At 69.5% G+C, this 23,616-nt stretch carries 23 protein-coding genes and 2 pseudogenes; 11 read left to right on the top strand and 14 right to left on the bottom strand.

All coding sequences use genetic code 11. The annotated features are described in order from the left end of the window. The first annotated feature begins 3 nt into the window (after window positions 1–3). Window positions 4–576, top strand: a complete 573-nt coding sequence (gene recX, locus FBY35_RS09185) for a recombination regulator RecX (RefSeq protein ID WP_142213311.1) — start codon at window positions 4–6, stop codon at window positions 574–576. A 179-nt stretch (window positions 577–755) separates the two neighbouring features. On the opposite strand, the gene FBY35_RS09180 is transcribed toward recX, so the two are convergent. From FBY35_RS09180 to FBY35_RS09140, 10 genes and pseudogenes are all read right to left on the bottom strand, one after another. Then, window positions 756–1,148, bottom strand: coding sequence for a rhodanese-like domain-containing protein (locus FBY35_RS09180; RefSeq protein ID WP_142213310.1), 393 nt, complete (start codon window positions 1,146–1,148; stop codon window positions 756–758). Beyond that, window positions 1,139–1,690: a cysteine dioxygenase gene (locus FBY35_RS09175; RefSeq protein ID WP_142213309.1), complete on the bottom strand. Its 552-nt coding sequence runs from the start codon at window positions 1,688–1,690 to the stop codon at window positions 1,139–1,141. Before FBY35_RS09175 ends, FBY35_RS09180 begins: the two co-directional genes overlap by 10 nt. Window positions 1,691–1,760: 70 nt before the next feature. Then, window positions 1,761–1,832 carry a putative leader peptide gene (locus FBY35_RS37710; RefSeq protein ID WP_309544753.1) on the bottom strand — a complete coding sequence of 24 codons (72 nt, stop codon included), beginning with the start codon at window positions 1,830–1,832 and terminating at the stop codon, window positions 1,761–1,763. Window positions 1,833–1,879: 47 nt separating this feature from the next. Further along, the gene (locus tag FBY35_RS09170; protein ID WP_142213308.1) at window positions 1,880–3,475 is read right to left on the bottom strand and encodes an FAD-dependent monooxygenase; all 1,596 of its coding nucleotides are present in this window, start codon (window positions 3,473–3,475) and stop codon (window positions 1,880–1,882) included. A 265-nt stretch (window positions 3,476–3,740) separates the two neighbouring features. Further along, window positions 3,741–3,921, bottom strand: a pseudogene (locus FBY35_RS09165) (transposase family protein); the annotation flags it as partial. 39 nt (window positions 3,922–3,960) lie between these two features. Further along, window positions 3,961–4,190 (bottom strand): annotated as a pseudogene (locus FBY35_RS09160) (monooxygenase); the annotation flags it as partial. A 197-nt stretch (window positions 4,191–4,387) separates the two neighbouring features. Continuing rightward, window positions 4,388–5,299: an amino acid ABC transporter permease gene (locus tag FBY35_RS09155; protein ID WP_142213307.1), complete on the bottom strand. Its 912-nt coding sequence runs from the start codon at window positions 5,297–5,299 to the stop codon at window positions 4,388–4,390. Further along, window positions 5,296–5,970: an amino acid ABC transporter permease gene (locus tag FBY35_RS09150; protein WP_142213306.1), complete on the bottom strand. Its 675-nt coding sequence runs from the start codon at window positions 5,968–5,970 to the stop codon at window positions 5,296–5,298. The genes FBY35_RS09155 and FBY35_RS09150 overlap by 4 nt, the downstream gene beginning before the upstream one ends. Window positions 5,971–6,044: 74 nt before the next feature. After that, window positions 6,045–6,875: a glutamate ABC transporter substrate-binding protein gene (locus tag FBY35_RS09145; protein ID WP_142213305.1), complete on the bottom strand. Its 831-nt coding sequence runs from the start codon at window positions 6,873–6,875 to the stop codon at window positions 6,045–6,047. 58 nt (window positions 6,876–6,933) lie between these two features. Further along, window positions 6,934–7,716: an amino acid ABC transporter ATP-binding protein gene (locus FBY35_RS09140; protein WP_142213304.1), complete on the bottom strand. Its 783-nt coding sequence runs from the start codon at window positions 7,714–7,716 to the stop codon at window positions 6,934–6,936. A gap of 274 nt (window positions 7,717–7,990) precedes the next feature. On the opposite strand from FBY35_RS09140, the gene FBY35_RS09135 reads away from it, so the two are divergent. Together FBY35_RS09135 and FBY35_RS09130 are read left to right on the top strand one after the other, a co-directional pair. Beyond that, on the top strand, window positions 7,991–8,698 hold the full coding sequence (locus FBY35_RS09135) for a response regulator transcription factor (protein WP_142213303.1): 708 nt from the start codon (window positions 7,991–7,993) through the stop codon (window positions 8,696–8,698). A 15-nt stretch (window positions 8,699–8,713) separates the two neighbouring features. Further along, entirely contained in the window at window positions 8,714–10,105 is a 1,392-nt protein-coding gene (locus FBY35_RS09130) for a HAMP domain-containing sensor histidine kinase (RefSeq protein ID WP_142213302.1), read from the top strand. Here the strand turns inward: FBY35_RS09130 and FBY35_RS09125 are convergent. Next, window positions 10,095–11,096: a TAXI family TRAP transporter solute-binding subunit gene (locus FBY35_RS09125; RefSeq protein WP_142213301.1), complete on the bottom strand. Its 1,002-nt coding sequence runs from the start codon at window positions 11,094–11,096 to the stop codon at window positions 10,095–10,097. The genes FBY35_RS09130 and FBY35_RS09125 overlap by 11 nt on opposite strands. 99 nt (window positions 11,097–11,195) lie before the next feature. On the opposite strand from FBY35_RS09125, the gene miaB reads away from it, so the two are divergent. Beyond that, window positions 11,196–12,686: a tRNA (N6-isopentenyl adenosine(37)-C2)-methylthiotransferase MiaB gene (miaB, locus tag FBY35_RS09120; RefSeq protein ID WP_142213300.1), complete on the top strand. Its 1,491-nt coding sequence runs from the start codon at window positions 11,196–11,198 to the stop codon at window positions 12,684–12,686. 45 nt (window positions 12,687–12,731) lie between these two features. Then, window positions 12,732–13,436: a class III extradiol dioxygenase subunit B-like domain-containing protein gene (locus FBY35_RS09115; RefSeq protein WP_142213299.1), complete on the top strand. Its 705-nt coding sequence runs from the start codon at window positions 12,732–12,734 to the stop codon at window positions 13,434–13,436. Window positions 13,437–13,544: 108 nt separating this feature from the next. Here the strand turns inward: FBY35_RS09115 and FBY35_RS09110 are convergent, their stop codons facing one another. Together FBY35_RS09110 and FBY35_RS09105 are read right to left on the bottom strand one after the other, a co-directional pair. After that, window positions 13,545–13,799 (bottom strand): antitoxin, encoded by a 255-nt coding sequence (locus FBY35_RS09110; RefSeq protein WP_142213298.1) that lies wholly within the window; start codon window positions 13,797–13,799, stop codon window positions 13,545–13,547. Window positions 13,800–13,830: 31 nt separating this feature from the next. Then, window positions 13,831–14,160, bottom strand: coding sequence for a hypothetical protein (locus FBY35_RS09105; RefSeq protein WP_142213297.1), 330 nt, complete (start codon window positions 14,158–14,160; stop codon window positions 13,831–13,833). A gap of 182 nt (window positions 14,161–14,342) precedes the next feature. On the opposite strand from FBY35_RS09105, the gene miaA reads away from it, so the two are divergent. The 6 genes from miaA to hflX all read left to right on the top strand — a co-directional run bounded on the left by miaA (window position 14,343) and on the right by hflX (window position 22,262). After that, entirely contained in the window at window positions 14,343–15,281 is a 939-nt protein-coding gene (miaA, locus tag FBY35_RS09100; protein ID WP_142213296.1) for a tRNA (adenosine(37)-N6)-dimethylallyltransferase MiaA, read from the top strand. Window positions 15,282–15,386: 105 nt separating this feature from the next. Next, complete coding sequence (locus FBY35_RS09095; RefSeq protein WP_142213295.1) at window positions 15,387–15,836, top strand: hypothetical protein; 450 nt, start codon at window positions 15,387–15,389, stop codon at window positions 15,834–15,836. Window positions 15,837–15,870: 34 nt separating this feature from the next. Then, complete coding sequence (gene dapF, locus FBY35_RS09090) at window positions 15,871–16,755, top strand: diaminopimelate epimerase (protein WP_142213294.1); 885 nt, start codon at window positions 15,871–15,873, stop codon at window positions 16,753–16,755. Window positions 16,756–17,000: 245 nt separating this feature from the next. Further along, entirely contained in the window at window positions 17,001–19,079 is a 2,079-nt protein-coding gene (locus FBY35_RS09085) for a bifunctional (p)ppGpp synthetase/guanosine-3',5'-bis(diphosphate) 3'-pyrophosphohydrolase (RefSeq protein WP_142213293.1), read from the top strand. A gap of 66 nt (window positions 19,080–19,145) precedes the next feature. Further along, window positions 19,146–20,606: a M1 family metallopeptidase gene (locus FBY35_RS09080; RefSeq protein ID WP_142213292.1), complete on the top strand. Its 1,461-nt coding sequence runs from the start codon at window positions 19,146–19,148 to the stop codon at window positions 20,604–20,606. Window positions 20,607–20,771: 165 nt separating this feature from the next. Continuing rightward, window positions 20,772–22,262, top strand: coding sequence for a GTPase HflX (gene hflX / locus FBY35_RS09075; RefSeq protein ID WP_142213291.1), 1,491 nt, complete (start codon window positions 20,772–20,774; stop codon window positions 22,260–22,262). Between the two features lie 86 nt (window positions 22,263–22,348). Here the strand turns inward: hflX and FBY35_RS09070 are convergent, their stop codons facing one another. Continuing rightward, window positions 22,349–23,506, bottom strand: a complete 1,158-nt coding sequence (locus tag FBY35_RS09070; protein ID WP_142213290.1) for a serine protease — start codon at window positions 23,504–23,506, stop codon at window positions 22,349–22,351. Window positions 23,507–23,616: the final 110 nt, after the last annotated feature.

Below are 23,616 nucleotides of genomic sequence, written 5' to 3'. Positions count from 1 at the left end.
GCCATGGCCCGGCGAACCGAATGGCCGGGTGACAGCGCCTCCTCGTCGAGGGCCGAGAAGGAGCTGTCGCCCCAGGACCCGGCGGAGCGGGCGCGGGCGATCTGCCTGCGTCTGCTCACCGGGACCCCACGCACCCGTAAGCAGCTCGCGGACGCGCTGCACAAGCGTGAGATCCCCTCGGAGGTGGCCGAGGAGGTTCTCTCGCGCTTCGAGGATGTGGGACTGATCAATGACGCGGCCTTCGCGGACGCGTGGGTGGAGTCCCGGCACCACGGCAGGGGGCTTGCCAGGCGCGCACTTGCGCGGGAGCTGCGCACCAAGGGCGTGGAATCCGCCCTGATCGACGAGGCGGTCGGGCAGCTCGACTCCGATCAGGAGGAGGAGACGGCGCGCGAGCTGGTCGCCCGCAGGCTCGCCTCGACGCGGGGCCTGGACCGCGACCGGCGACTGCGCCGCCTGGCGGGCATGCTGGCCCGCAAGGGCTACCCGGAGGGCATGGCCCTCAGGGTGGTAAAGCGCGCGCTGGAGGAAGAGGGCGAGGACCTGGGGGGCTGGCCGGAGGAGGGCGGGATCTAGAGGTGTCGCTTCGGATCGTGCTGGGGAGAGCCGCCCGGCGGAGCATGCCGGGCTCGCCCGGCCGGAGGGTGAGCAGGGACGGCCCCTTCGGCACGGGGTGACTGGCGGTCCGTCCTCCCCTTCGCACCGGTCGTCACCCGGCTGCCGTCGGGCGAAAGGCCCTTCTCAGATCTGAACCGTCACTGTTCCACCGGGAGGCCGGCCGACTTCCATGCCTGGAAACCGCCGATCAGATCCGTCGCGCGGTGCAGGCCCAACTGGCGCAAGGACGCTGCCGCCAGAGACGAGGCATAGCCCTCGTTGCAGATCACGACGACCCGCAGATCGTGGCTCACCGCCTCCGGTGCGCGGTGGCTGCCCCGGGGGTCAAGGCGCCACTCCAGCTCATTGCGTTCCACGACCAGCGCACCGGGGATCAGGCCGTCCCGCTCGCGCAGGGCCGCGTACCGGATGTCCACCAGGAGCGCGCCGTCCGCGGCCGCCGCATGAGCCTCCTTCGGCTCGACGCGGTCGAGATCCTCGCGGATCCGTTCCAGAAGTTCGTCGATTCCTGTCCGCTCGCTCACTGCCAGTCCTCCGGACGCTCGACCTGCTCAAGGCGGAGCACCGCACCGGACCGGCTGAAGCGGCGGATCAGCGGCAGCGGCGGGTAGTACGCATGCACCGAGACGGCGTGTTCGGTGACCGACTCGTTCAGCACCTCGTGCACATGGTGCTGCCCGAAGGCCCGGCCGCCGCCCGGCCCCAACTGCCTTTCGCGGTCAACCCCTTCGTCCAGCTCCAGAGTCCTCCAGCCGCTCGCGGGCAGGCGTACGGCGAGGGAGTTCTCCTTCAGTTCGCCGGCGGCCGTGGCGAACGCGCCGTGCGACTCGGCATGGTCGTGCCATCCGGTACCCGTGCCCGGGGGCCAGCCGATCAGCCAGGCCTCGCTGCCCCCCGGGCCTTCGAGCCGTACCCAGGTACGCCCTTCCGGGTCGAGGGGGAGCGAGGCGATGAGCTCTTGGTCGGCGGCGGAGCGCCGTACAAAATCGAGCAGCTCAGCGGCCGTCGGCGCGCTCGAGTCACGGGTGGCGACCGGTGGGGAGTCAAAAGGAGCGGAGACAGACTGGGACACGGAAACCGTCCTGGAGGTTCGCGGGAAAGCGCGCCGGCTCAGCGGGTCACAGCGCGCGGGAAAAGCGAATTCAGCAGGACGGACGACACACGCAGCCCGCGTAGCGGACGAGGTCCATATGGACCCTCCGCCACAGGCGCACATCGGTGTCAGTCACGCTCCGGAGTACACCATGTGCGCGTTCGACGGTCAATTGATGTCCGCAGTACGGTCACTGCGCACCGTTGAGGGGGCGCCACCGCGCGCCGTGTCCGCCGCTGAGTACAGCTCGGCGGGCCGCACGCCCGCGAACGACGCGACCAGGTGCCCGTCGGGCCGCACCAGCAGCACTGTGTGGGCCGAAGCCCCTGGGTAGCCCTCCGTGACCAGCAGCTCCGCCCGCACCGGCAGCGCACTGACCGCCGCGGCCAGTCGCGGCATCACGCCCGCGCTCACCCAGTGCCGCCGGTCCCACACTCCCGTTCCGGGTGCGACGAGAATCACCACCAGCTGCCCCTGCCCCAGCCGGTCGCGCAGCCGCGCGCTCGTCCCGTCCGGCACGGTTACCCGCACATCCGCGACGGGCGCGCCCGCCTCCGTACCGACGAGGGTCTGCGAAGGAGCGCGTTCGGGCGCCAGGGGGGAGTGCGTGTATACGGGGGGCGCGCCCAGCGGGCCGTACCCCAGATGGCCGTCAGCAAGCAGGATGTCGTGCCCGCGCGCGGCACCCGGGAGGTACGTACGCAGCGCGCCGCTGCTGCGGAGTATCGGCAGCGACTGGTCGGCGGCGCGCAGCCGCGAGGCCACAGCCGTCCGCCGCTCCGCCTGATAACTGTCGAGCAGCGGCTCGGACGGGCCGTGGTGCCAGCAGTGCGCCAGCTTCCAGGCCAGGTTGTCCGCGTCCCGCAGCCCTTCGTCGAGCCCCTGCGTGCCGAGCGCCCCCAGCAGATGCGCCGCGTCGCCCGCGAGGAAGGCCCGGTCGACCCGCCAGCGCCGCGCGAGCCGGTGGTGGAGGGTGTAGACGCCGGTGTCGAGGAGTTCGTACGCCGGTGCCTGATCGCACCAGCCCGCCAAGGTGTCGCGCAGGCGCGCCACCAGGGAGTCGGGCGTGACCAGTTCGCCGCGGGGCGCCAGCAGCCAGTCCAGCCGCCATACGCTGTCCCGCAGCGGCCGGGCGGTGACCTCCTCGCCGCCTGTGCGCCACGGCGGCTGACGGTGTAGCAACGCCTCGTTGGGCCAGGGGAGTTCGGTGCGCAGGGCGGCGACCGCATGCCGTTCCACGGCCGTACGCCCGGGAAAGCGGATGCCGAGGAGCTTGCGGACCGTCGACCTCGCACCGTCGCACCCGACCAGGTGGCTTCCGCGCCACCATGTCGCCGCGGGCCCACGGGTGTGCACGCTGACGCCGCTCGCGTCCTGCTCCAGCGAGTCGACGCGACTTCCTGTGGCGACCCGGATGAGTTTCTGTCCGGCGGCGGCGTCCCGCAGGCCGCGCGCAAGGGCGTGCTGGGGGATGTGCAGCGGCGCGGGGGCGGCCTCGTCGCCGAGAGGGAGCTGCCGTACGTCCTGGCGCCGGCGCATCGAGCGCCAGCCGGTCCAGCGGGCTCCTTCGTCACGGACGGTGGTGCAGCCGAGCCGTTCCACCATCGCCGCAGTGTCGGAGCGCAGCACAACGGTGCGAGCGGGCCGCGGCTCGTCCTTGCCTGCGCCTTCGTCGAGTACGACGGAGGGCACGTCCTGCTGCGCCAGCGCCAGCGCGAGCGCGAGCCCGACGGGCCCGGCGCCGACGATGATCACCGGGTCCACGGCGTGACTCCTTCTGACTTGCTGACGGAACGAAAGATAGCAAGGGGAGCCCGGTGCACGATCACAGCACGCATGCAACCCACTACACCCGCCCGCGTCAAGCGACGAAGGAACGCGGCGTTGGTCGGCTTTGCGCGGCCGAGGGTGGGTGGTTGCTTGCTGCACCGGGTTCAGTTGCGGTTGCCCACCGAGCTCTAACGGCGACAAGCCCTTTGAAAGCGCGCCTGCCACTGACTACGGCAGACATGCGAGTCGGTGAGCCTTTTCAGCGTTGCCGCTCCAGGGTGGGGATGGCTGCGGCGACTGACGTCATTGGTTTGGGCTGCTGCGTGACCTGCGCAAGATGTGCCAGGACTTCAGCCGTGCCATCCCTCGTTCGACGTGTGCCAGGGCCTGGGCCAGTGCGCGGTTGACCGTGCGCTGGGTCGGGTGAGTTCGCCGCCGGGCGTCAGACCTGCCCGGTCGCGCCCTCTACCAGGCGAGCTCCGCGACCGCATCGAGCGCCAGCCGGCCCAGCGGGCGCCTTCGTCACGGACTGTGGCGCAGCCGAGCCGTTCCACCATGGCCGCCGTGTCGGACCGCAGCACGACGGTGCGAGCGGGCCGCGTCTCGTCCTTGCCGGTGCCTTCGTCGAGTACGACGGAGGGCACCTCCTGCTGCGCCAGGGCCAGCGCGAGCCCGACGGCCCGGCCCCGACGATGATCACCGGGTCCACGGCGTGACTCCTGGGGCCCGAAGGGGCAGGCGGAAAGGTGAGGTGGGGCCCGGTGCGCCCGCCCGCGTCAGCCCGCCGGGGCGGGCATGAAGAAACGGCGGGTGGCAATTACTCTGCCACCCGCCGTCCGTGCTCAGAATTCAATTGTTCTGCTTGTGCTGCCATCGAGCTGGGCCAGGGGCAGGTCCCCAGTGCTGTCAGCTCTCGGCGCCGCCCCCTCCGGCCTCTTCGCCCGCGTGGGGCACGTTGAGCTCATCGACCTCCTCGGCGCCGAGGACCGCGCCGGTGCCCTTCTTGGTGCGGCGCGCCCTGCCCTCCAGCCAGCTCGCAAGCGTGGTGAGCAGGTAATTGAGAGCGATGAAGATCAGCGAGATCACGGTGAGCGTGGCGATGGTGTTCGCGCCGTAGTTCGCCGGGATCGTGCGGGCCTGCGACAGCAGCTCGGCGAGACCGAGCAGCGCGCCGCCCAGTGCGGTGTCCTTGACGATAACGACGAGCTGGCTGACGAGGGCCGGCAGCATCGCTGTGACGGCCTGCGGCAGCAGAACGTGCGAAAGGATCTGGCCTTTGCGCATGCCGACTGCCTTCGCGGCATCGGTCTGCCCCTGCGGCAGCGAGAGGACGCCCGCCCGGACGATCTCGGCGATGACCGAGGCGTTGTAGAGCACGAGACCGGTCACCACGGCGTACATCGGCCGGATCTCCGACTCGATGTCCGTGAACTGCACGAACAGCGCGCTGGCGAAGAACATCAGGATCAGCACCGGGATGGCGCGGAAGAACTCGACCACGGCACCCGCCGGAACGCGGATCCACCTGTGGTCGGACAGCCGACCGATACCGAGCAGCGCGCCGAGCGGCAGCGCGATCACGATGGCGAAGAATGCCGCTTTGACGGTCAGCCAGAGACCGGGCAGCAGATAGGTCGTCCAGACCTGGGAGTCCGTGACGAACGGCTTCCACTTGTCCGCAGTCAGCTGGTCCTTGTCGGCCATGACCGACAGCGCCCACCAGATGGCAAGACCGAGCGCGACGAGGAACACGATCGTGTAGATGATGTTCCGCCGCTTGGCGCGGGGGCCGGGGGCATCGTAGAGAACGGAGGTCATCGCTTCACCGCCACGCGCTTGGCCACCCATCCGAGCAGCAGACCGGTCGGGAGGGTGAGAACGATGAAGCCCAGAGCGAAGATCCCAAAGACGGCGAAGAGCGCGTCGGCCTCGTTCTCGATCATTTCCTTCATCAGCAGTGCTGCTTCCGCCACGCCGATCGCCGCGGCCACCGTGGTGTTTTTCGTCAGTGCGATGAGCACGTTCGCGAGCGGCGCGACGACCGAACGGAACGCCTGGGGGAGGACGATCAGCGTCAGCACCTGGAAGAAGCTCAGCCCCATCGCACGGGCAGCCTCCGCCTGGCCGACGGGCACGGTGTTGATACCGGACCGCAAGGCCTCACAGACGAAGCAGCCGGTGTAGGCGATGAAACCGAGGACGGCCAGCCGGAAGCCGATGTCCTTGAAGTTGTCGCCGCCGAGTGCGAAGCCCAGCGTCTGGTTCAGGACCAGCGAGCAAGCGACGATGATCACCGTCAGCGGGGTGTTGCGGACGAGGTTGATGTAGAGGGTGCCGAAGCCCCGCATCAGCGGAACCGGGCTGACCCGCATGCCCACCAGGATCGTGCCCCAGATGAGGGACCCGACGGCGGAGTAGAGGGTGAGCTGAACCGTCACCCAGAAGGCTCCGAGCACGTCGTACTGCCCGGAATCAAGAAAATCGAACACGTTGCCCCGCGCTCTCCCAGGTTGGCTGGTGGGAACGCGCCGCCAGCCTCGGCCGGCGGCGCGTCACTGCTGACTCAGCTGCCTTCAGTGATTTTCGGGGCAGGCTCTGCCTTGTAGTTGGCCGGACCGAAGTTCGCCTTCACGAACTTGTCCCAGGAACCGTCGTCGACCATCTTCTTGAGGGCCGCGTTGATCTTGGTCTGAAGTTCGGTGTCGCCCTTCTTCAGACCGATGCCGTAGGGCTCGTCGCTCAGGTTGAGGCCCACCAGCTTGAACTTGCCCTGGTGCTCTTTCTGCGCGGCGAAGCCGGCCAGGATGGAGTTGTCGGTGGTGAGTGCGTCGACGGCCTTGTTCTCCAGGCCGGTGATGCACTCCGAGTAGCCGCCGTACTGCTGCAGGTCGGCCTTGGGCGCGAGCTTCTCCTTGACGTTCTGCGCCGAGGTCGAGCCGGTCACCGAGCACAGCTTCTTGGCGTTGAGGTCGGTGGCCTTGGTGATGGAGTTGTCGTCCGCGCGGACCAGCAGGTCCTGGTGGGCCAGGAAGTACGGACCGGCGAAGTCGACTTCGGCCTTGCGCTTGTCGTTGATCGTGTAGGTGGCGGCGACGAACGTGACGTCACCGTTCTTGATCAGGTTCTCGCGCTCGGCGCTGGGGGCCTGCTTGAAAGTGATGTCCTTGGCGTCGTAGCCGAGTTCCTTCGCGATGTACGTGGCGACATCGACGTCGAAACCGGTGAACTTGCCGTCCGGCGTCTTCAGGCCGAGGCCCGGCTGGTCGTACTTGATGCCGACGGTGATCTTCTTGCCGCCGCCGTCGCCCGAGTCGCTGTCGCCACCACAGGCGGTCGCGGTCAGGGAGAGGACGAGGGCCGCGGCGGCCGCGGCGCTTGCCTTGTGCAGCTTCATGATGAACATCCCTTGTGTCGTAAGTCGCCGGTCGTCGGTTGTGCGGGAGCGCCGGTCGTCAGTGGTGCAGGATCTTCGACAGGAAGTCCTTAGCACGGTCGCTGCGCGGATTGCTGAAGAACTCGTCCGGAGTGGCCTCCTCGACGATCCTGCCGTCCGCCATGAAGACGACGCGGTTGGCGGCAGAGCGGGCGAAGCCCATCTCATGGGTGACAACCACCATCGTCATCCCGTCGCGCGCAAGTTGCTGCATGACCTCGAGAACTTCGTTGATCATCTCGGGGTCGAGGGCCGATGTCGGCTCGTCGAAGAGCATGACCTTCGGGCCCATTGCCAGTGCACGGGCGATCGCGACGCGCTGCTGCTGACCACCGGAGAGCTGCGCCGGGTACTTGTCGGCCTGCGAGCCGACCCCCACCCGGTCGAGCAGCGAGCGCGCCTTGTCCTCGGCGGCCTTCTTGTCGGTCTTGCGGACCCTGAGCTGGCCCAGCATCACGTTCTCCAGCACCGTCTTGTGTGCGAAGAGATTGAAGGACTGGAAGACCATTCCGACGTCGGCGCGCAGGCGGGCGAGTTTTTTGCCCTCGGCGGGCAGCGGCTTGCCGTCGATCGAGATCGCGCCGGAGTCGATCGTCTCCAGGCGGTTGATGGTGCGGCACAGCGTGGACTTGCCGGACCCGGAGGGTCCGATGACGACCACGACTTCGCCACGGGCGATTGTCAGGTCGATGTCCTGGAGCACATGCAGCGCGCCGAAGTGCTTGTTGACGTTGCTCAGCACGACCAGGTCGCCCGCGGGTACAGCGTCCTCGACGCCCTTGGTCACTGAAACTCCGCTCATCGGCTTCTTGCTCCGTCCTCCTCGGTTGGGAGGACGTTATTCATGCACTGCGACCAGTGTCATTACATCTGAGCGGAAATTGAGCATAACGATCCGGCTTCAGTCGGACACTATGCGTGAACAGGGTCGTGGACGGCGTACCGGGTGGGTAACGGAAACGGGCAGGTATCGGGTACCCCCTTGACTGGCCGGGTGGGCATCGGCCTTGATTCCCTGGTACATCCTTGACTGCATCCGTGACCGGGATGCCCGACCGTGCGACCGTAGGGGGGCCATGAGGCTGCTGCTCGTCGAGGACGACGACCACGTCGCCGCCGCGTTGTCCGCGGTGCTCGCCAAGCACGGTTTCCAGGTCGTCCACGCCCGCAACGGCGAGGAGGCTCTGCAGGCCGTGCTGCCCGCCACGCATCCCGAAAAGCCGCCGTTCGGAGTCGTACTCCTCGATCTGGGTCTGCCCGACCAGGACGGCTACCAGGTGTGCGGCAAGCTCCGGAAGCTCACCTCCACGCCCGTGATCATGGTGACCGCGCGCGCCGACGTCCGCTCACGGATCCATGGGCTCAACCTCGGGGCCGACGACTACGTCACCAAGCCGTACGACACCGGGGAGCTGCTGGCCCGTATTCACGCCGTCAGCCGCCGCACCGCGAGCGGTGACGACGCCGCCGCGGCCGAGCCCGAGCATGCGCTGCGCCTCGGTCCGGTCACCATCGAGCTGCCCACCCGGCGCGTCAGTGTCGACGGCGAGACCGTATCGCTGACCCGCAAGGAGTTCGACCTGCTGGCGCTGCTCGCGCAGCGGCCCGGCGTCGTCTTCCGCCGGGAGCAGATCATCAGCGAGGTGTGGCGCACCAGCTGGGAAGGGACAGGCCGCACCCTTGAGGTGCATGTGGCGTCCCTGCGTTCCAAGCTGCGGATGCCCGCTCTGATCGAGACCGTGCGCGGAGTCGGATACCGGCTCGTCGCGCCGGCCACCCCGTAAGGCCCGTACACCCCGGTGCGTACCCGACTTCTCCCGCTCCTCATCGTCCTCATGGCGGGCGTGCTGCTCGCGCTCGGCTTCCCGCTCGCCGTGAGCGTCGCGGCCGCGCAGCAGCAGCGGGTCGTCGTGGACCGTATTGACGACACGGTGCGTTTCGCGGCCCTGGCCCAGTACGTCGCCGAAGGTACGGGACCGGACGAGCGGCGCTCCACGCTCCAGGAACAGCTCGACCGCTACCACGGGACGTACGACGTCAGGGGCGGCGTCTTCTACCGCGACGACGGCGTCATGGCCCGCGCACCCGAGACCTGGGCGGTACCGCCGATCGGCCGGGGCCGCGAGGCCTTCGAGGAGGCCCTGTCCGGCCGGCGCAGCCAGGATCCGCCGCAGGTCTGGCCGTGGCAGCAGGGCGCCCGGCTGATCGTCGCCTCTCCGGTCGTACGGGACGGGGACGTCGTCGCCGTCGTGGTCACCGATTCGCCCACCGGCCAGATGCGCTCGCGCGTGCTGAACGCCTGGATGCTGATCGCGGCGGGCGAGTGTGCGGCGATGCTGCTCGCCGTCGGGGCCGCCTTCCGCCTCACGGGATGGGTGCTGCGGCCCGTACGGGTCCTGGACGCGGCCACCCACGACATCGCCACCGGGCAGATGAACTCCCGTGTCGTGGCGGCCGGCGGCCCGCCGGAACTCAGACGCCTGGCCCGCTCGTTCAACGAGATGGCCGACAACGTCGAAGAAGTACTGGAACAGCAGCGGGCGTTCGTCGCCGACGCCTCCCACCAGCTGCGCAACCCGCTGGCCGCACTGCTGCTGCGCATCGAGCTCCTCGCGCTCGAACTCCCCGAAGGCAATGAGGAGATCGCCTCGGTCCGCACCGAGGGCAAGCGCCTGGCCCAGGTCCTCGACGACCTGCTGGACCTGGCGCTGGCCGAGCATGCCTCGGCGGACCTCAAGCTCACCGACATCGGTGCGCTCGCGGCCGAACGGGTCGCCGCCTGGCGTCCCCTGGCCGAGGAGAAGGGGGTGCGGCTCACCGAACACGCTGCTGCGATCACCGCCTGGGCCGACCCGATCGCGCTCTCCAGCGCCCTGGACGCGGTGATCGACAACGCCCTTAAGTTCACGCCCAGCGGGGAGCAGGTCACCGTCTCGGCCGCGTCCAACGGCGGAGCGTCGAGCATCGTGATCACCGACCGCGGCCCGGGCCTGAGCGACGAGGAGCTGACCCGCATCGGTGACCGCTTCTGGCGCAGCGGCCACCACCAGAACGTCAAGGGCTCGGGCCTTGGCCTGTCCATTTCGCGCGCCCTGCTGGCGGCGGGCGGCGGCTCGATTACGTACGCCCATCACGAGCCGCACGGTCTGCGGGTGACCGTGACCGTCCCGCGTACATGCCCTACGGCTTGACCGAGCGGTAGTAGCGCCGGGCTCCTTCGTGCAGGGGCAGCGGATCGGTGTAGACGGCGGTCCGCAGATCCACCAGCTGCGCCGGGTGCACGGTGTTTCCGATCCGGTCCCGGCTCTTGATCACCGTGCGGGTGAAGCCCTCCGCCATCGCCGGGTCGATCCGGTCGGTCGTGACCAGCAGATTCGCCACTGCCACCGTCGGTACCGGCAGTCCGCCCTGGGCTTCCAGATAGGCGTCGGCGGGCATCACGGCCGCGCGGTAGTAGCTCGTTGTGTCGCTGCTGGTGGAGTGCAGCTTCTCGACGAGCGCGGCGTCCAGTGGCACCAATTGGATCTGGAAGCGCTCGGACAACGCCTCGACGGCAGCCGTGGGCAGTCCCCCCGACCAGAAGAAGGCGTCCAGCTCGTGCGCCTCCAGGCGCCCGAGGACGGTGTCGATCCCGGCCGGGAGCGGGGTGATGTCCTTCTTCGGGTCGATGCCGGCGGCCGTCAGCAGCCGCTCGGCGATCAGCCGCACACCGGAGCCCGCCTGCCCGATGGCCACCCGCTTGCCGCGCAGGTCACGCACCGACTGCACCTGGGAACCGCGCGGGACGACCAGCTGAACGTAGTCGTCGTACAGCCGGGCACAGCCGCGCAGCCGGTCGGCGCCGGGCTTCCTGTCCCGTTTGTACTTGGCGACCGCGTCGGCCGTGGCGATGGTGAAGTCGGCCTCGCCGGTGGCCACGCGCGCGAGGTTCTGCTGCGAGCCCTCGCTGGTGCGCAGGTCTATCGACACATCCGGCAGATCGCGGGCGAGTGCGTCCTTCAAGAGCACGCCGTACCGCTGGTAGACGCCGTTCTGAGAGCCCGTGCTGAAAGTCAGCTTCCCCTTCGGGGAGGTCTGCCCGATGGGCAGCAGCCACCACGCGAGCAGCCCGAACACCACGAGGGCGGCCGCGGACACCTGCAGGGCGCGGCGGCGGCTGATGCGGGAGGGGGCGGGGAACATGGCCGCGATCCTGCCAGTTCACTCCCTGTGATGGCCAGGCCCCTCCTCGCGGACGGGAGACGCGGGGCGTCAGTGCGACCCCGTACCCTGGTTGGCGCGATGAGTGCGAAAACTTACGAGGTGCGCACCTACGGGTGCCAGATGAACGTCCACGACTCCGAGCGCCTGTCCGGCCTCCTGGAGGAGGCGGGCTATGTCCGCGCGCCCGAGGGCGCCGACGGCGACGCCGACGTCGTCGTCTTCAACACCTGCGCGGTGCGGGAGAACGCCGACAACAAGCTCTACGGCAATCTCGGCAGGCTCGCGCCGATGAAGACCAAGCGGCCAGGGATGCAGATCGCCGTCGGCGGCTGCCTGGCCCAGAAGGACCGCGACACCATCGTCACGAAGGCGCCCTGGGTCGACGTCGTCTTCGGCACGCACAACATCGGCAAGCTGCCGGTCCTGCTGGAGCGCGCCCGCATCGAGGAAGAGGCACAGGTCGAGATCGCGGAGTCGCTCGAGGCATTCCCCTCGACGCTGCCGACCCGCCGGGAGTCGGCGTATGCCGCCTGGGTGTCCATTTCGGTCGGCTGCAACAACACCTGCACCTTCTGCATCGTGCCCGCGCTGCGCGGCAAGGAGAAGGACCGCAGGCCCGGCGACATCCTGGCTGAGGTGGAGGCGCTCGTCGCCGAGGGCGTCTGCGAGATCACCCTGCTGGGACAGAACGTCAACGCGTACGGCTCCGACATCGGTGACCGCGAGGCCTTCAGCAAGCTGCTGCGGGCCTGCGGAAAGATCGAGGGACTGGAGCGGGTCCGCTTCACCTCCCCGCACCCCCGCGACTTCACGGACGATGTGATCGCCGCGATGGCCGAGACGCCGAACGTGATGCCGCAGCTCCATATGCCGCTCCAGTCCGGCTCGGACACGGTGCTCAAGGCCATGCGCCGCTCGTACCGGCAGGAGCGGTTCCTCGGCATCATCGAGAACGTGCGCGCCGCGATTCCGCACGCCGCCATCTCCACGGACATCATCGTGGGCTTCCCCGGCGAGACCGAGGAGGACTTCGAGCAGACCATGCACACCGTGCGGCAGGCGCGCTTCGCGAACGCCTTCACCTTCCAGTACTCCAAGCGCCCCGGCACCCCCGCGGCGACCATGGAGGGGCAGATCCCCAAGGAGGTCGTCCAGGACCGGTACATGCGCCTGGTCGCTCTCCAGGAGGAGATCTCCTGGGACGAGAACAAGAAGCAGGTCGGCCGGACCCTCGAGGTGATGGTCGCTGAGGGCGAGGGCCGCAAGGACGGGGCCACACACCGTCTTTCCGGGCGTGCGCCCGACAACCGGCTCGTTCACTTCGCGAAGCCGGACCAGGACGTGCGCCCCGGCGATGTGGTGACGGTCGAGATCACGTACGCGGCACCGCACCACCTGCTTGCGGAGGGCGCTGTGACATCCGTACGGCGCACCCGCGCGGGCGACGCCTGGGAGAAGCGCAACGCCGAGGCTGCTGTGAAGCCCGCCGGAGTGATGCTGGGCCTGCCGAGGATCGGCGTTCCTGAGCCGCTGCCGGCCGCCGCGGCGCCGGGGTGCGGCTGCGACTGACCGGCGTCGGTGAGCCACTCATGAGCGCGCATTAGGCTGCCGATCATGCTTGTCGCCGCCGCCGTGTGCCCCTGCCCACCGCTGCTCGTGCCCGATGTCGCCGCCGGTGCCGCGCCGGAACTCGACGCGGCGCGTACCGCATGCTCCGACGCCCTCGCGGTGCTCGCCGCTGCCCGTCCCGATCTGCTGGTCGTGGTCGGGCCCGCCGGCGAGCACGGCCGTGGTCCGCATTCCGCGGGCGCGGCCGGTTCCTTCCATGGCTTCGGCGTCGACATCGACGTGACGCTGGGGACGGGCGAGGGTCAGGAGCGGCCGCTCCCGCCGTCCCTGGCCGTCGGAGCCTGGCTGCTGACCCGCGCCCGGTGGGACTCCCCGGTGGAGGGCCTGGGTGTCCGCGAGTCACTCGCCCCGGAGCGCTGCCTGGCCGTCGGCAGGGAACTCGGCGCCCGGGCCGCGCGCGTCGCACTGCTGGTGATGGGCGACGGCAGCGCCTGCCGCACGCTGAAGGCACCCGGCTATCTGGACGAGCGGGCGGCCGGCTTCGACGCGCGGGCCGCTCAGGCACTGGGCGCGGCTGACGTGGAGGCACTCGCGGCGCTGGACGTGACACTGGCGTACGAAGTCAAAGCGGCGGGCCGCGCGCCCTGGCAGGTGCTTGCCGGGGCGGCCGAGGGGGCAGGCATGGCAGGGCAGTTGCTCTACGAGGACGCCCCCTATGGCGTCGGGTACTTCGTGGCCGCCTGGTCGTAGCGGAGGAGCACCCGCGGACAGCAACCGCGTCCCGCAACCGCAGCCGGCAACGGCGGACGGCCGCGGAAAGAAAGCGTTCCGCGGCCGTCCGTCGATGTGCTGAACCGGTCAGGCAGGCGGCGGCATGGTGCCGTCGTCCTTGTGTGGGGTCCCGGACTTGTGAGCAATGCGGTCCAAGGCGTCCTTGGCCTTGCCGGTGCCAGACTCGATCTTGCCGCTGTACCGGCCCTTGGTCTTGGCGTCGACCGTCCTCGCGGCCTTTTCCAACCCGTGCCCGATCTTGTCCCCGTGCTGCTGCGCGAAGTCGGAGACCTTGTTCCTGGCCGGGGTGAGCTTGACCTTCAACGAGTCCATGAAGCCCATGGGTCACTTCCCTCGTATGGGGACTGCGGAACTATTTGCGGGCGCCCTCGTCGGCTTCGTTGTCCGCCGCCTCGTCGGCCGACTGCTGCTTGGGGATCTCCACGCTCTCGGCGACCGGGGCATCGGCGACCGTCGCCTCCCCAGCTTCGGTGACCTCCGCCGCCGCGTCCTTCGCTGCTTCCACTTCCGGACCCGACTCGGGGCCCGACTCGGGAACGTTGTCGTTACCCGACGTCTCGCTGCCGGCGTCGCAACCGCTCGCGATCGAGGATTCGGCCGTCAGCGTTCCGGCGGTCGACTCTTCGGTTGACGCCTCGACAGTCGTGCTGGACTTGCGACGAAATCGTGAAAAAACACCCATATCTACTCCATAGGCTACTCGTGTGGGCGAAGTTCCTTGCCGCCCGGAGCGTTCCATTGCGTCGCTCGCGGGCACCGGTCGGGAAACCGGCGATCGGAACCTCGCAACAGGCAACGAACCTTGTCCCGTGCCGTCACCTCGCTCGTTCGGGGACATGCCCGCGGGTTTGCGAGACTGGGGCAGTGAGAAGTGCAGCTCCCGCGCCGCGGGTCATCGCCGTCGTCGGTCCCACCGCGGCCGGAAAGTCCGATCTGGGCGTCTTCCTCGCCCAGCGACTGGGCGGCGAAGTCGTCAACGCCGACTCCATGCAGCTCTACCGGGGGATGGATATCGGCACCGCCAAACTGACGGCCGAGGAGCGCGGCGGTGTCCCGCACCGGTTGTTGGACATCTGGGACGTCACCGAGACAGCGAGCGTCGCCGAGTACCAGAAACTGGCCAGGGCGGAGATCGACCGGCTGCTGGCCGAAGGCCGTACGCCCGTCCTCGTCGGCGGCTCCGGGCTGTACGTACGCGGCGCCATCGACGCCCTCGAATTCCCCGGCACCGACCCGGTGATCCGTGCCCGGCTGGAAGAGGAGCTGACGGTGCGCGGCCCGGGCGCCCTGCACGCCCGGCTGGCCGCCGCCGATCCGGAGGCCGGAAAGGCGATCCTGCCGAGCAACGGCCGCCGCATCGTGCGGGCGCTCGAAGTCATCGAGATCACCGGCAAGCCCTTCACCGCCAACCTTCCCGGACACGACGCCGTCTACGACACCGTTCAGATCGGCGTCGATGTGGCCCGCCCCGAGCTCGACGAGCGCATCGCGCTGCGCGTCGACCGGATGTGGGAGGCGGGCCTCGTCGAGGAGGTGCGCGCGCTGGAGGCTCAGGGTCTGCGGGAGGGGCGCACAGCGTCGCGCGCGCTCGGCTACCAGCAGGTGCTCACGGCGCTCGCGGGGGAGTGCACCGACGGTCAGGCGCGTGAGGAGACCGTGCGCGCAACAAAGCGCTTCGCGCGCCGCCAGGACTCCTGGTTCCGCCGGGACCCGCGAGTGCACTGGCTGAGCGGCGCCGCCGATGACCGGGCGGAACTTCCGCACCTGGCGCTGACGTTGGTCGAACGAGCGGTCACAGCCTGATCACGTGATTGCATCGGGACGCTCTGCGCGTCATGTCGGCACCTGGGAGCGTGCCATCATCGCAGCATCGATCGACGTGGAGTCCGAGTTGGGAGGCGCGTGGCGATGGAGGCCGGCCCTCGCGACAGAGAACGGGAAGCACAGCAGGCACGGGACGCAGCGGACAGCGCGTCCCGTCTCAGTCCCGACGGTCCTGATGACCAGGACGTGATTCCCGACGAGGTCGAGGTCGAACTGCGGCCGCAGCGCAGGCTGCGGATCTGGCAGCTCGCCCCCATCGTGGGGCTCGCCGCTGTCGGCTCGCTGATGTTCGCGTTTCCCCTCGCCTTCGGCACCGGCGACGGCGGTGCCGTCGTCGCCATGCTGGGCCTGCTCATCAGCTGCTGCGCCGCGGGCTGGGGTGTGATGGCCGCCCGTCGCGTGGGTCACACCTGGCCCGGTCTGCCGCCCCTCGGCTCCGGCGAACGCCCCGACTGGCGAGTGATCGCCCTGTACGTCGGGGTGGGCGCCGCGCTCGTCGCACTCGCCGTGTGGCGTGTGGCGCGCCTCCGCTGACCGCGTTGTCGGCGGGCCCTCGTACAGTTGATCCGTGAGCACCTCGCAGATCGCCTTCCTCAAGGGCCACGGGACCGAGAACGACTTTGTGATCGTCCCCGACCCGGACAACGCCATCGACCTGCCCGCCTCCGCGGTCGCCAGACTCTGTGACCGCAGGGCCGGCATCGGCGGCGACGGCCTGCTGCACGTCGTACGGTCAGCGGCTCACCCCGAGGCGCGCGCCATGGCCGGCTCGGCCGAATGGTTCATGGACTACCGCAACGCGGACGGATCGATCGCCGAGATGTGCGGCAATGGCGTACGCGTCTTCGCGCGGTATCTCGAACGGGCGGGACTCGTCGAGGCCGGCGACCTGGCGGTGGCGACCCGCGGCGGCGTCAAGAAGGTGCACCTTGCCAAGGCCGGGTCGGGCAGCGGCTCCGCCGCGGGTGACATCACGGTCTCCATGGGCCGCGCGCGGTTCCCGCAGGACGGCGTCACGGTCACCGTCGACGGCCGCAGCTGGCCCGCCCGCAATGTGAACATGGGTAATCCCCACGCGGTCGCCTTCGTCGAGGACCTGGACCACGCGGGCGATCTCTTTCGCGCACCGGCCTACAGCCCGGCGTCGGTCTATCGGGACGGCGTGAACGTCGAGTTCGTCGTCGACCGCGGCGAGCGACATGTCGCCATGCGCGTTCACGAGCGCGGCTCCGGCGAGACCCGCTCGTGCGGCACGGGCGCCTGCGCCGTCGCCGTGGCGGCGGCCCGCAGGGACGGCGTGGACCCCTCGGTCACCGGCGCCCCCGTCGCGTACACCGTGGATCTGCCCGGCGGGCGGCTCGTGATCACGGAGCATCCGGACGGAGAGATCGAGATGACCGGGCCCGCGGTCATCGTCGCCGAGGGCCACATCGAGCCGGGGCTCCTCGCTTAGCCGGGGCTCCTCGCTCAGAGCCTGTTGTTTGGATCTTGCCGTGCCCTCGCGCAGCCCTTCAGGCGTAGCTTCTCCTCGCCCGGAGGCGAAACGGTGATCGCATAGAGCTTCGCTCGAATGGGTGATCCGTTTCACGCTGAGCGAGAGACGGACTGCGCCACGTGGTGGGCTCGGTAGCATCAAGCACCGGCCCGGATGGCACACCTGCTCCTCCCACCGCCGGTCGAAGCTGCCGGAGGTGCCCCATGAGTGCAGAGGCCACGAACCCTGGTGCCCACAGTCGCAGGCGCGGCCGTCCCAGGATCGACCTCCGCCGCCTGGGTCGCGCCGCGCTCCTCGGGCCCGCAGCCCGCGACCGGCTGCCCGACGCGATCGGTCATGTCGCCGATGCGCACCGCGCGCACCACCCCGAGGCGGACCTCGCCATCCTGCACAAGGCGTATGTCCTGGCTGAGTCTTCCCACCGCGGGCAGTTCCGCAAAAGCGGCGAGCCGTACATCACGCATCCCCTCGCCGTCACCCTGATCCTCGCCGAACTGGGCGCGGAAACAACGACTCTGACGGCCTCACTCCTTCACGACACCGTCGAGGACACCGAGGTGACGCTCGATCAGGTAAGGACGGAGTTCGGCGCCGAAGTCTGCTATCTCGTCGACGGCGTCACCAAGCTGGAGAAGGTCGACTACGGTGCGGCGGCCGAGCCCGAGACCTTCCGCAAGATGCTCGTCGCCACCGGCAACGACGTCCGCGTGATGTCGATCAAACTCGCCGACCGGCTGCACAACATGCGGACGCTCGGCGTCATGCGGCCCGAGAAGCAGGCACGCATCGCCAAGGTCACCCGCGATGTCCTCATCCCCCTCGCCGAGCGCCTCGGCGTCCAGGCACTCAAGACCGAGCTGGAAGACCTGGTCTTCGCGATCCTGCACACGAAGGAGTACGAACGCACCCGCGCCCTCATCGCGGAGAACCCGACCGCCTGGGACGCGCTCGACGCCATCGCGGAGAACTTCCGGACCGTGCTGAGGGAAGCCGACATCGCCGCCGAAGTACTCATCAGGCCACGGCACTTCGTCTCCGTGCATCGCATCCGCATCAAGCGCGGCGAGCTGCGCGGTACCGACTTCGGGCGGCTCCTCGTGCTGGTCGGCGAGGACGCCGACTGCTACGGCGTGCTGGGCGAGCTGCACACATGCTTCACCCCGGTGATCTCCGAGTTCAAGGACTTCATCGCCGCGCCCAAGTTCAACCTGTACCAGTCGCTGCACACCGCCGTCGCCGGCCCGGACGGCGCGGTCGCCGAAGTCCTCATCCGTACGCACCAGATGCACAAGGTCGCCGAGGCCGGAGTGATCGCCCTCGGCAATCCCTACGTACCCGTCGAGGGTGCGGAGCCGGCCGACGGCGAGCGCGCCGACCCGACCCGGCCCGGCTGGCTCTCCCGCCTGCTGGACTGGCAGGAGTCCACCCCGGACTCCGACACCTTCTGGACCTCCTTGCGCGCCGAGCTGGCCCAGGACCGCGAGATCACCGTCTTCCGCGCCGACGGCGGCACGCTCGGACTCCCCGCCGGTGCGAGCTGTGTGGACGCCGCGTACGCGCAGTACGGCGAGGAGGCACACGCCTGTATCGGCGCGCGCGTCAACGGCCGCCTGGCGACGCTGAGTACGGTGCTGAGCGACGGCGACACCGTGCATCTGCTGCTGGCCCAGGACGCCGCGTCCGGCCCCTCGCCCGACTGGCTCGACCACGCCCGCACACCCGCCGCACGCATCGCCATCACCTCCTGGCTCGCGGCTCATCCGGAGGGCACGAAAATCCCGGCCGCCGCCCCTCGCAGACCCGCCCCCGTCATGGCCGACCGGCCCGCCGCGGCCAACGCCGTCGTCGACCTCCCGGACGCCACCGTCCGGCTCGCGGGCTGCTGTACGCCCGTGCCGCCGGACGCCGTCACCGGCTTCGCGGTCCGCGGCGGCACGGTGACGGTTCACCGTGAGGAATGTCCCGCCGTGGCCCGTATGAAAGGACTCGACCGGGAGCCCGTCCCGGTCACCTGGGGCGACTCGGCCGAGTGCAGAGTCACCCTGATCGCCGAAGCCTTTGGCCGCCCCAGGCTGCTCGCCGACCTCACCGAGGCCATCGCCGCCCAGAGCGCGGCCATCGTCTCGGCGACCGTCGAACCGCCCACCCAGCAACGTGTTCGGCACACGTACACCCTTCAACTCCCGGACTCCGCAGGCCTTCCCGCCCTGATGCGGGCCATGCGGGATGTGCCGGGGGTGTACGACGTGAGCCGTGCCCAGCATCCGGCGGCCACCGCCTGACCTCGTTCGGGTGGGCACGGCGCGCGCCGTCACGGCCTGCGCCGGGCACGCTGATAGCCGTAGGGCATGCTGCTCACTCCCCGCCGCCTGCGTGCCGCTCTGCTGGCCGCCGCCTCGGCCACCCTCGTCGCCGCGGCCCTGCCCCCGCCCGCACCGCTCGGCATCGGTGATGCGCTCTTCCCACACCTGGGCAACCCCGGATACGACGTCCTCACATACGACATCGCCCTCACCTACGGCGGCAGCAACGCCAAGCCGCTGGACGCCGTCACGAGGATCGATGCCCGGGCGACGGAGCGACTGGAGCGGATCAACCTCGACTTCACCCACGGCACGGTCCGCAGGGTCGAGGTGAACGGCCACCCGGCCACTTTCACGGCCGCCGGAGAAGACCTGGTCGTCGAGCCGGACGCAGCCGTCGCGCCGGGCTCCCGGCTGACCATCACGGTCACCCACACCAGCGACCCGGGCGGCCCGCCGACCGCCGGGGGCTGGGTGCGCACCGGCGACGGGCTGGCCATGGCGAACCAGGCCGACGCCGCACACCGGGTCTTCCCCTCCAACGACCACCCCTCCGACAAGGCGTACTTCACCTTCCGCGTCACCGCGCCGAACGAGTACACGGTGGTTGCCAGTGGTGCCCGGACCGCGCAGGCGCGGACGGGCTCCACCACCACGTGGGCGTACCGGACCCAGCACCCCATGGCCACCGAGCTGGCCCAGGTCTCGATCGGCCGCTCCGCCGTCGTCAGGCGCCTGGGGCCTGGCGGGCTGCCCGTACGCGATGTGGTTCCCGCCGCGGACCGGGAGAAGCTGGAGCCCTGGCTGAACAAGACACCGGCGCAGCTGGAGTGGATGGAGCAGAAGGTCGGCCGCTACCCCTTCGAGACGTACGGAGTGCTGATCGCCGACACCACCACGGGGTTCGAGCTGGAGACGCAGACCCTCTCGCTCTTCGAGCGCCGGCTCTTCACCACCACGGACTTCCCCGAGTGGTACGTCGACTCGGTCATGGTGCATGAGCTGGCCCACCAGTGGTTCGGCAACAGCGTCACGCCCCGCAGCTGGTCCGATCTGTGGCTCAACGAAGGGCACGCCACCTGGTACGAGGCGCTCTATTCGGAGGACAAGGGGCAGCTGCCGGTTCAGACGCGGATGAGAGAGGCCTACGAGCTGTCCGACCAGTGGCGGGCGGACGGCGGCCCGCCCGCGGCACCGAAGCGTCCGGTGGCGGGGCAGAAGATCAGCCTGTTCCGGCCGGTGGTCTACGACGGCAGCGCACTGGTCCTCTACGCGCTGCGGCAGACGATCGGGACGGACGCCTTCGAGCAGCTGGAACGAGCCTGGGTGCGAGAGCACCGGGCCGCCACGGCCACGACCGCGGACTTCACGGCGCTCGCCTCGCGGATCGTGGGGCGTGATCTCTCCGCGTTCTTCGATGCGTGGCTCTACGCGAAGCGAACGCCGCCGATGCCAGGGCACCCGGACTGGCGCAGCACAGCTCCCATGCTCCCTGCGGCAGGCTGAAACCCGGGTGACGGCCCTGGCAGGAGCGTGCGACCATCAACAGGTCGGCGACGCGGCCGGGGCCGGAACCCTCGGGAATCATCCGGATCCGTTACGCGTTGTGACTGGTGTACCGGATGTCCCTCCGGCACCGATCTTCACATTTCCCAGCGACGTAAGGATCCAATGACCTCCTCTTCATCCCCTTCCCAGGACGAGCAGAGCTTCGCGGAGACGCGCACCGAGAGCCTTCGGGCCGATGCCCTGATGGAAGAGGACGTCGCCTGGAGCCACGAGATCGACGGCGAGCGGGACGGCGATCAGTTCGACCGCACCGACCGCGCCGCTCTGCGGCGTGTGGCGGGCCTGTCCACCGAACTCGAAGACGTCACCGAGGTCGAGTACCGCCAGCTGCGCCTTGAGCGTGTGGTGCTGGTCGGCGTTTGGACCTCCGGGACGGTGCAGGACTCGGAGAATTCCCTCGCGGAGCTGGCGGCCCTCGCCGAGACGGCGGGCGCGCTGGTGCTCGACGGCGTCATCCAGCGCCGTGACAAGCCGGACCCGGCCACCTTCATCGGCTCGGGCAAGGCACGGGAGCTGCGGGACATCGTGCTCGAAACCGGCGCCGACACCGTTGTCTGCGACGGTGAGCTCAGCCCCGGTCAGCTCATCGCACTCGAAGACGTCGTCAAGGTGAAGGTGGTCGACCGGACCGCCCTGATCCTCGACATCTTCGCCCAGCACGCCAAGTCCCGAGAGGGCAAGGCGCAGGTCGCGCTCGCGCAGATGCAGTACATGCTGCCGAGACTGCGCGGCTGGGGTCAGTCGCTGTCCCGGCAGATGGGTGGCGGCGGCGGTGGCGGCATGGCCACCCGTGGTCCCGGTGAGACCAAGATCGAGACGGACCGGCGCCGGATCCGCGAGAAGATGGCGAAGATGCGCCGTGAGATCGCGGAGATGAAGACGGGCCGCGAGATCAAGCGCCAGGAGCGCCGTCGCAACAAGGTGCCTTCGGTCGCGATCGCCGGTTACACCAACGCAGGAAAGTCCTCACTGCTCAACCGCCTCACGGGCGCCGGTGTCCTGGTGGAGAACGCACTGTTCGCCACCCTGGACCCGACCGTCCGCCGGGCCGAGACGCCGAGCGGCCGGATCTACACCCTGGCCGACACCGTCGGGTTCGTACGGCATCTGCCGCACCACCTCGTCGAGGCGTTCCGCTCCACCATGGAGGAGGTCGGTGAATCCGATCTGATCCTGCATGTGGTCGACGGGTCGCACCCGGCGCCGGAGGAGCAGTTGGCCGCCGTGCGCGAGGTGATCCGCGATGTGGGCGCTCTGGACGTGCCCGAGATTGTGGTGATCAACAAGGCGGACGCGGCCGATCCGCTCGTCCTGCAGCGGCTGATGCGCATCGAGCGGCACGCGATCGCGGTGTCGGCGCGTACCGGCAGAGGCATCGACGAGCTGCTGGCGCTGATCGATGACGAACTGCCGCGGCCCGCGGTCGAGATCGACGTTCTCGTGCCGTACACCGAGGGTGGGCTGGTCTCGCGGGTGCATGCCGAAGGCGAGGTCCTCTCCGAGGAGCACACCTCGGACGGGACGTTGCTCAAGGCTCAGGTGCATGAGGAGCTGGCCGCCGCGCTGGCGCCGTACGTACCGGTGATCCGCTGACCTCGTCCCCGCGCAACGCGAGAGGCCCGCACCCTGCTCGGGGTGCGGGCCTCCCGCATTCGTGCCGGCCGCCGGCTTTGTGTCGCCTACTTGTCGCCGTACTTCTCGCTCATCACGGTGAAGAGCTGCTCGGCGCCCTTGCCCAACTGGGGGCCGGCCAGCCAGCCGTTGGTGACCGGGCCGATCGACGTGTTGGAGACCAGTACGGTGTTCTTGCCCTGGACCCGGAACCACCCGCCGCCGGACGAACCGCCGGTCATGGTGCAGCCGATGCGGTACATCGCGGGCGTACCCGGGACCACCGTCAGACGGCCGGGACGGTCGATGCACTTGTGCATGATCAGGCCGTTGTAGGGCGGAGCGGCCGGGTAGCCCCAGGCGCCCATGGCGCTCACGGTCGAGGCCGCCGGGGCGGAGAAGTCGACCGGCAGGGCGTTGCCCACCGTCTCCTCGAGGGACTTGGTGCCGTTCTCGGGCTTCACGTGCAGGACGGCGTAGTCGTACGGGGCACCCCCGGCGCCCGTCGGGCCGCCCGCGCTGATCCACTCGTTGGACGTCGAGGCCCAGTCCGCCCAGTAGGAGCCGTACGGCGCGATCTCCTGCGGCTTGGCGTTCGCCAGTGCGGCCGGTGACTTGCCCTTGTCGTTGTACGCGGGCACGAAGACGATGTTGCGGTACCAGCCGCCTGCCTGACCGGCGTGCACGCAGTGGCCCGCGGTCCACACGAGGTTGGACTTGCCCGGGTTGCGCGGGTCCTTCACGACGGTGCCGGAGCAGACCATCGAGCCCTGGGGGGAGTCGAAGAAGACCTTGCCGACCGGGGCCGCGTAGTCGTGGTACGGAAGCTTCTCCGGCACGGCCTTGACCGGCGCGGGCTCCGGGTCGGTGCCCGAGTCGACCGGGGCGTCCTTCGTGGCGAGCGTCTTCGAGGGGTCCTTGGCCTCCTTCATCCGCTCGGTCTTCCACAGGCCGTCGATCACCGGGTTGGCGAAGTCCTGCGCCTCACGCAGCCACTTGTCCTTGTCCCAGTTCTTCCACTCGCCGCTCTTCCACTTGTCCAGGTCGATGCCGTGTTCTTTGAGCTTGTCGGCCAGGCCCGGAAGGTCGGCGCCCTTGTCGGCGGCGGTGCCGGAAGCCGCGGGCGTATCGGCGCCCTTGTCCTCGCCCGGGCCACAGGCGGTGGCTGTCAGCGCGAGTGCTGCGGCCATGCCGGCGGCAGCCAGCAGTGGGCGTATGGATCGCATGGAAAGGATTCCCCCTGATGTGCAATGCCTGATGTGCAATGTGATTTATGCCATGAACGTGTCACGCGAAAGGGCGGCCTTCCGGGGCCGCCCCTTGCTGCGGCACCACT

The sequence above is a fragment of the Streptomyces sp. SLBN-118 genome (genome assembly GCF_006715635.1).
GTDB lineage: Bacteria > Actinomycetota > Actinomycetes > Streptomycetales > Streptomycetaceae > Streptomyces.
This window is presented reverse-complemented; position numbering and strand designations above follow the sequence as displayed.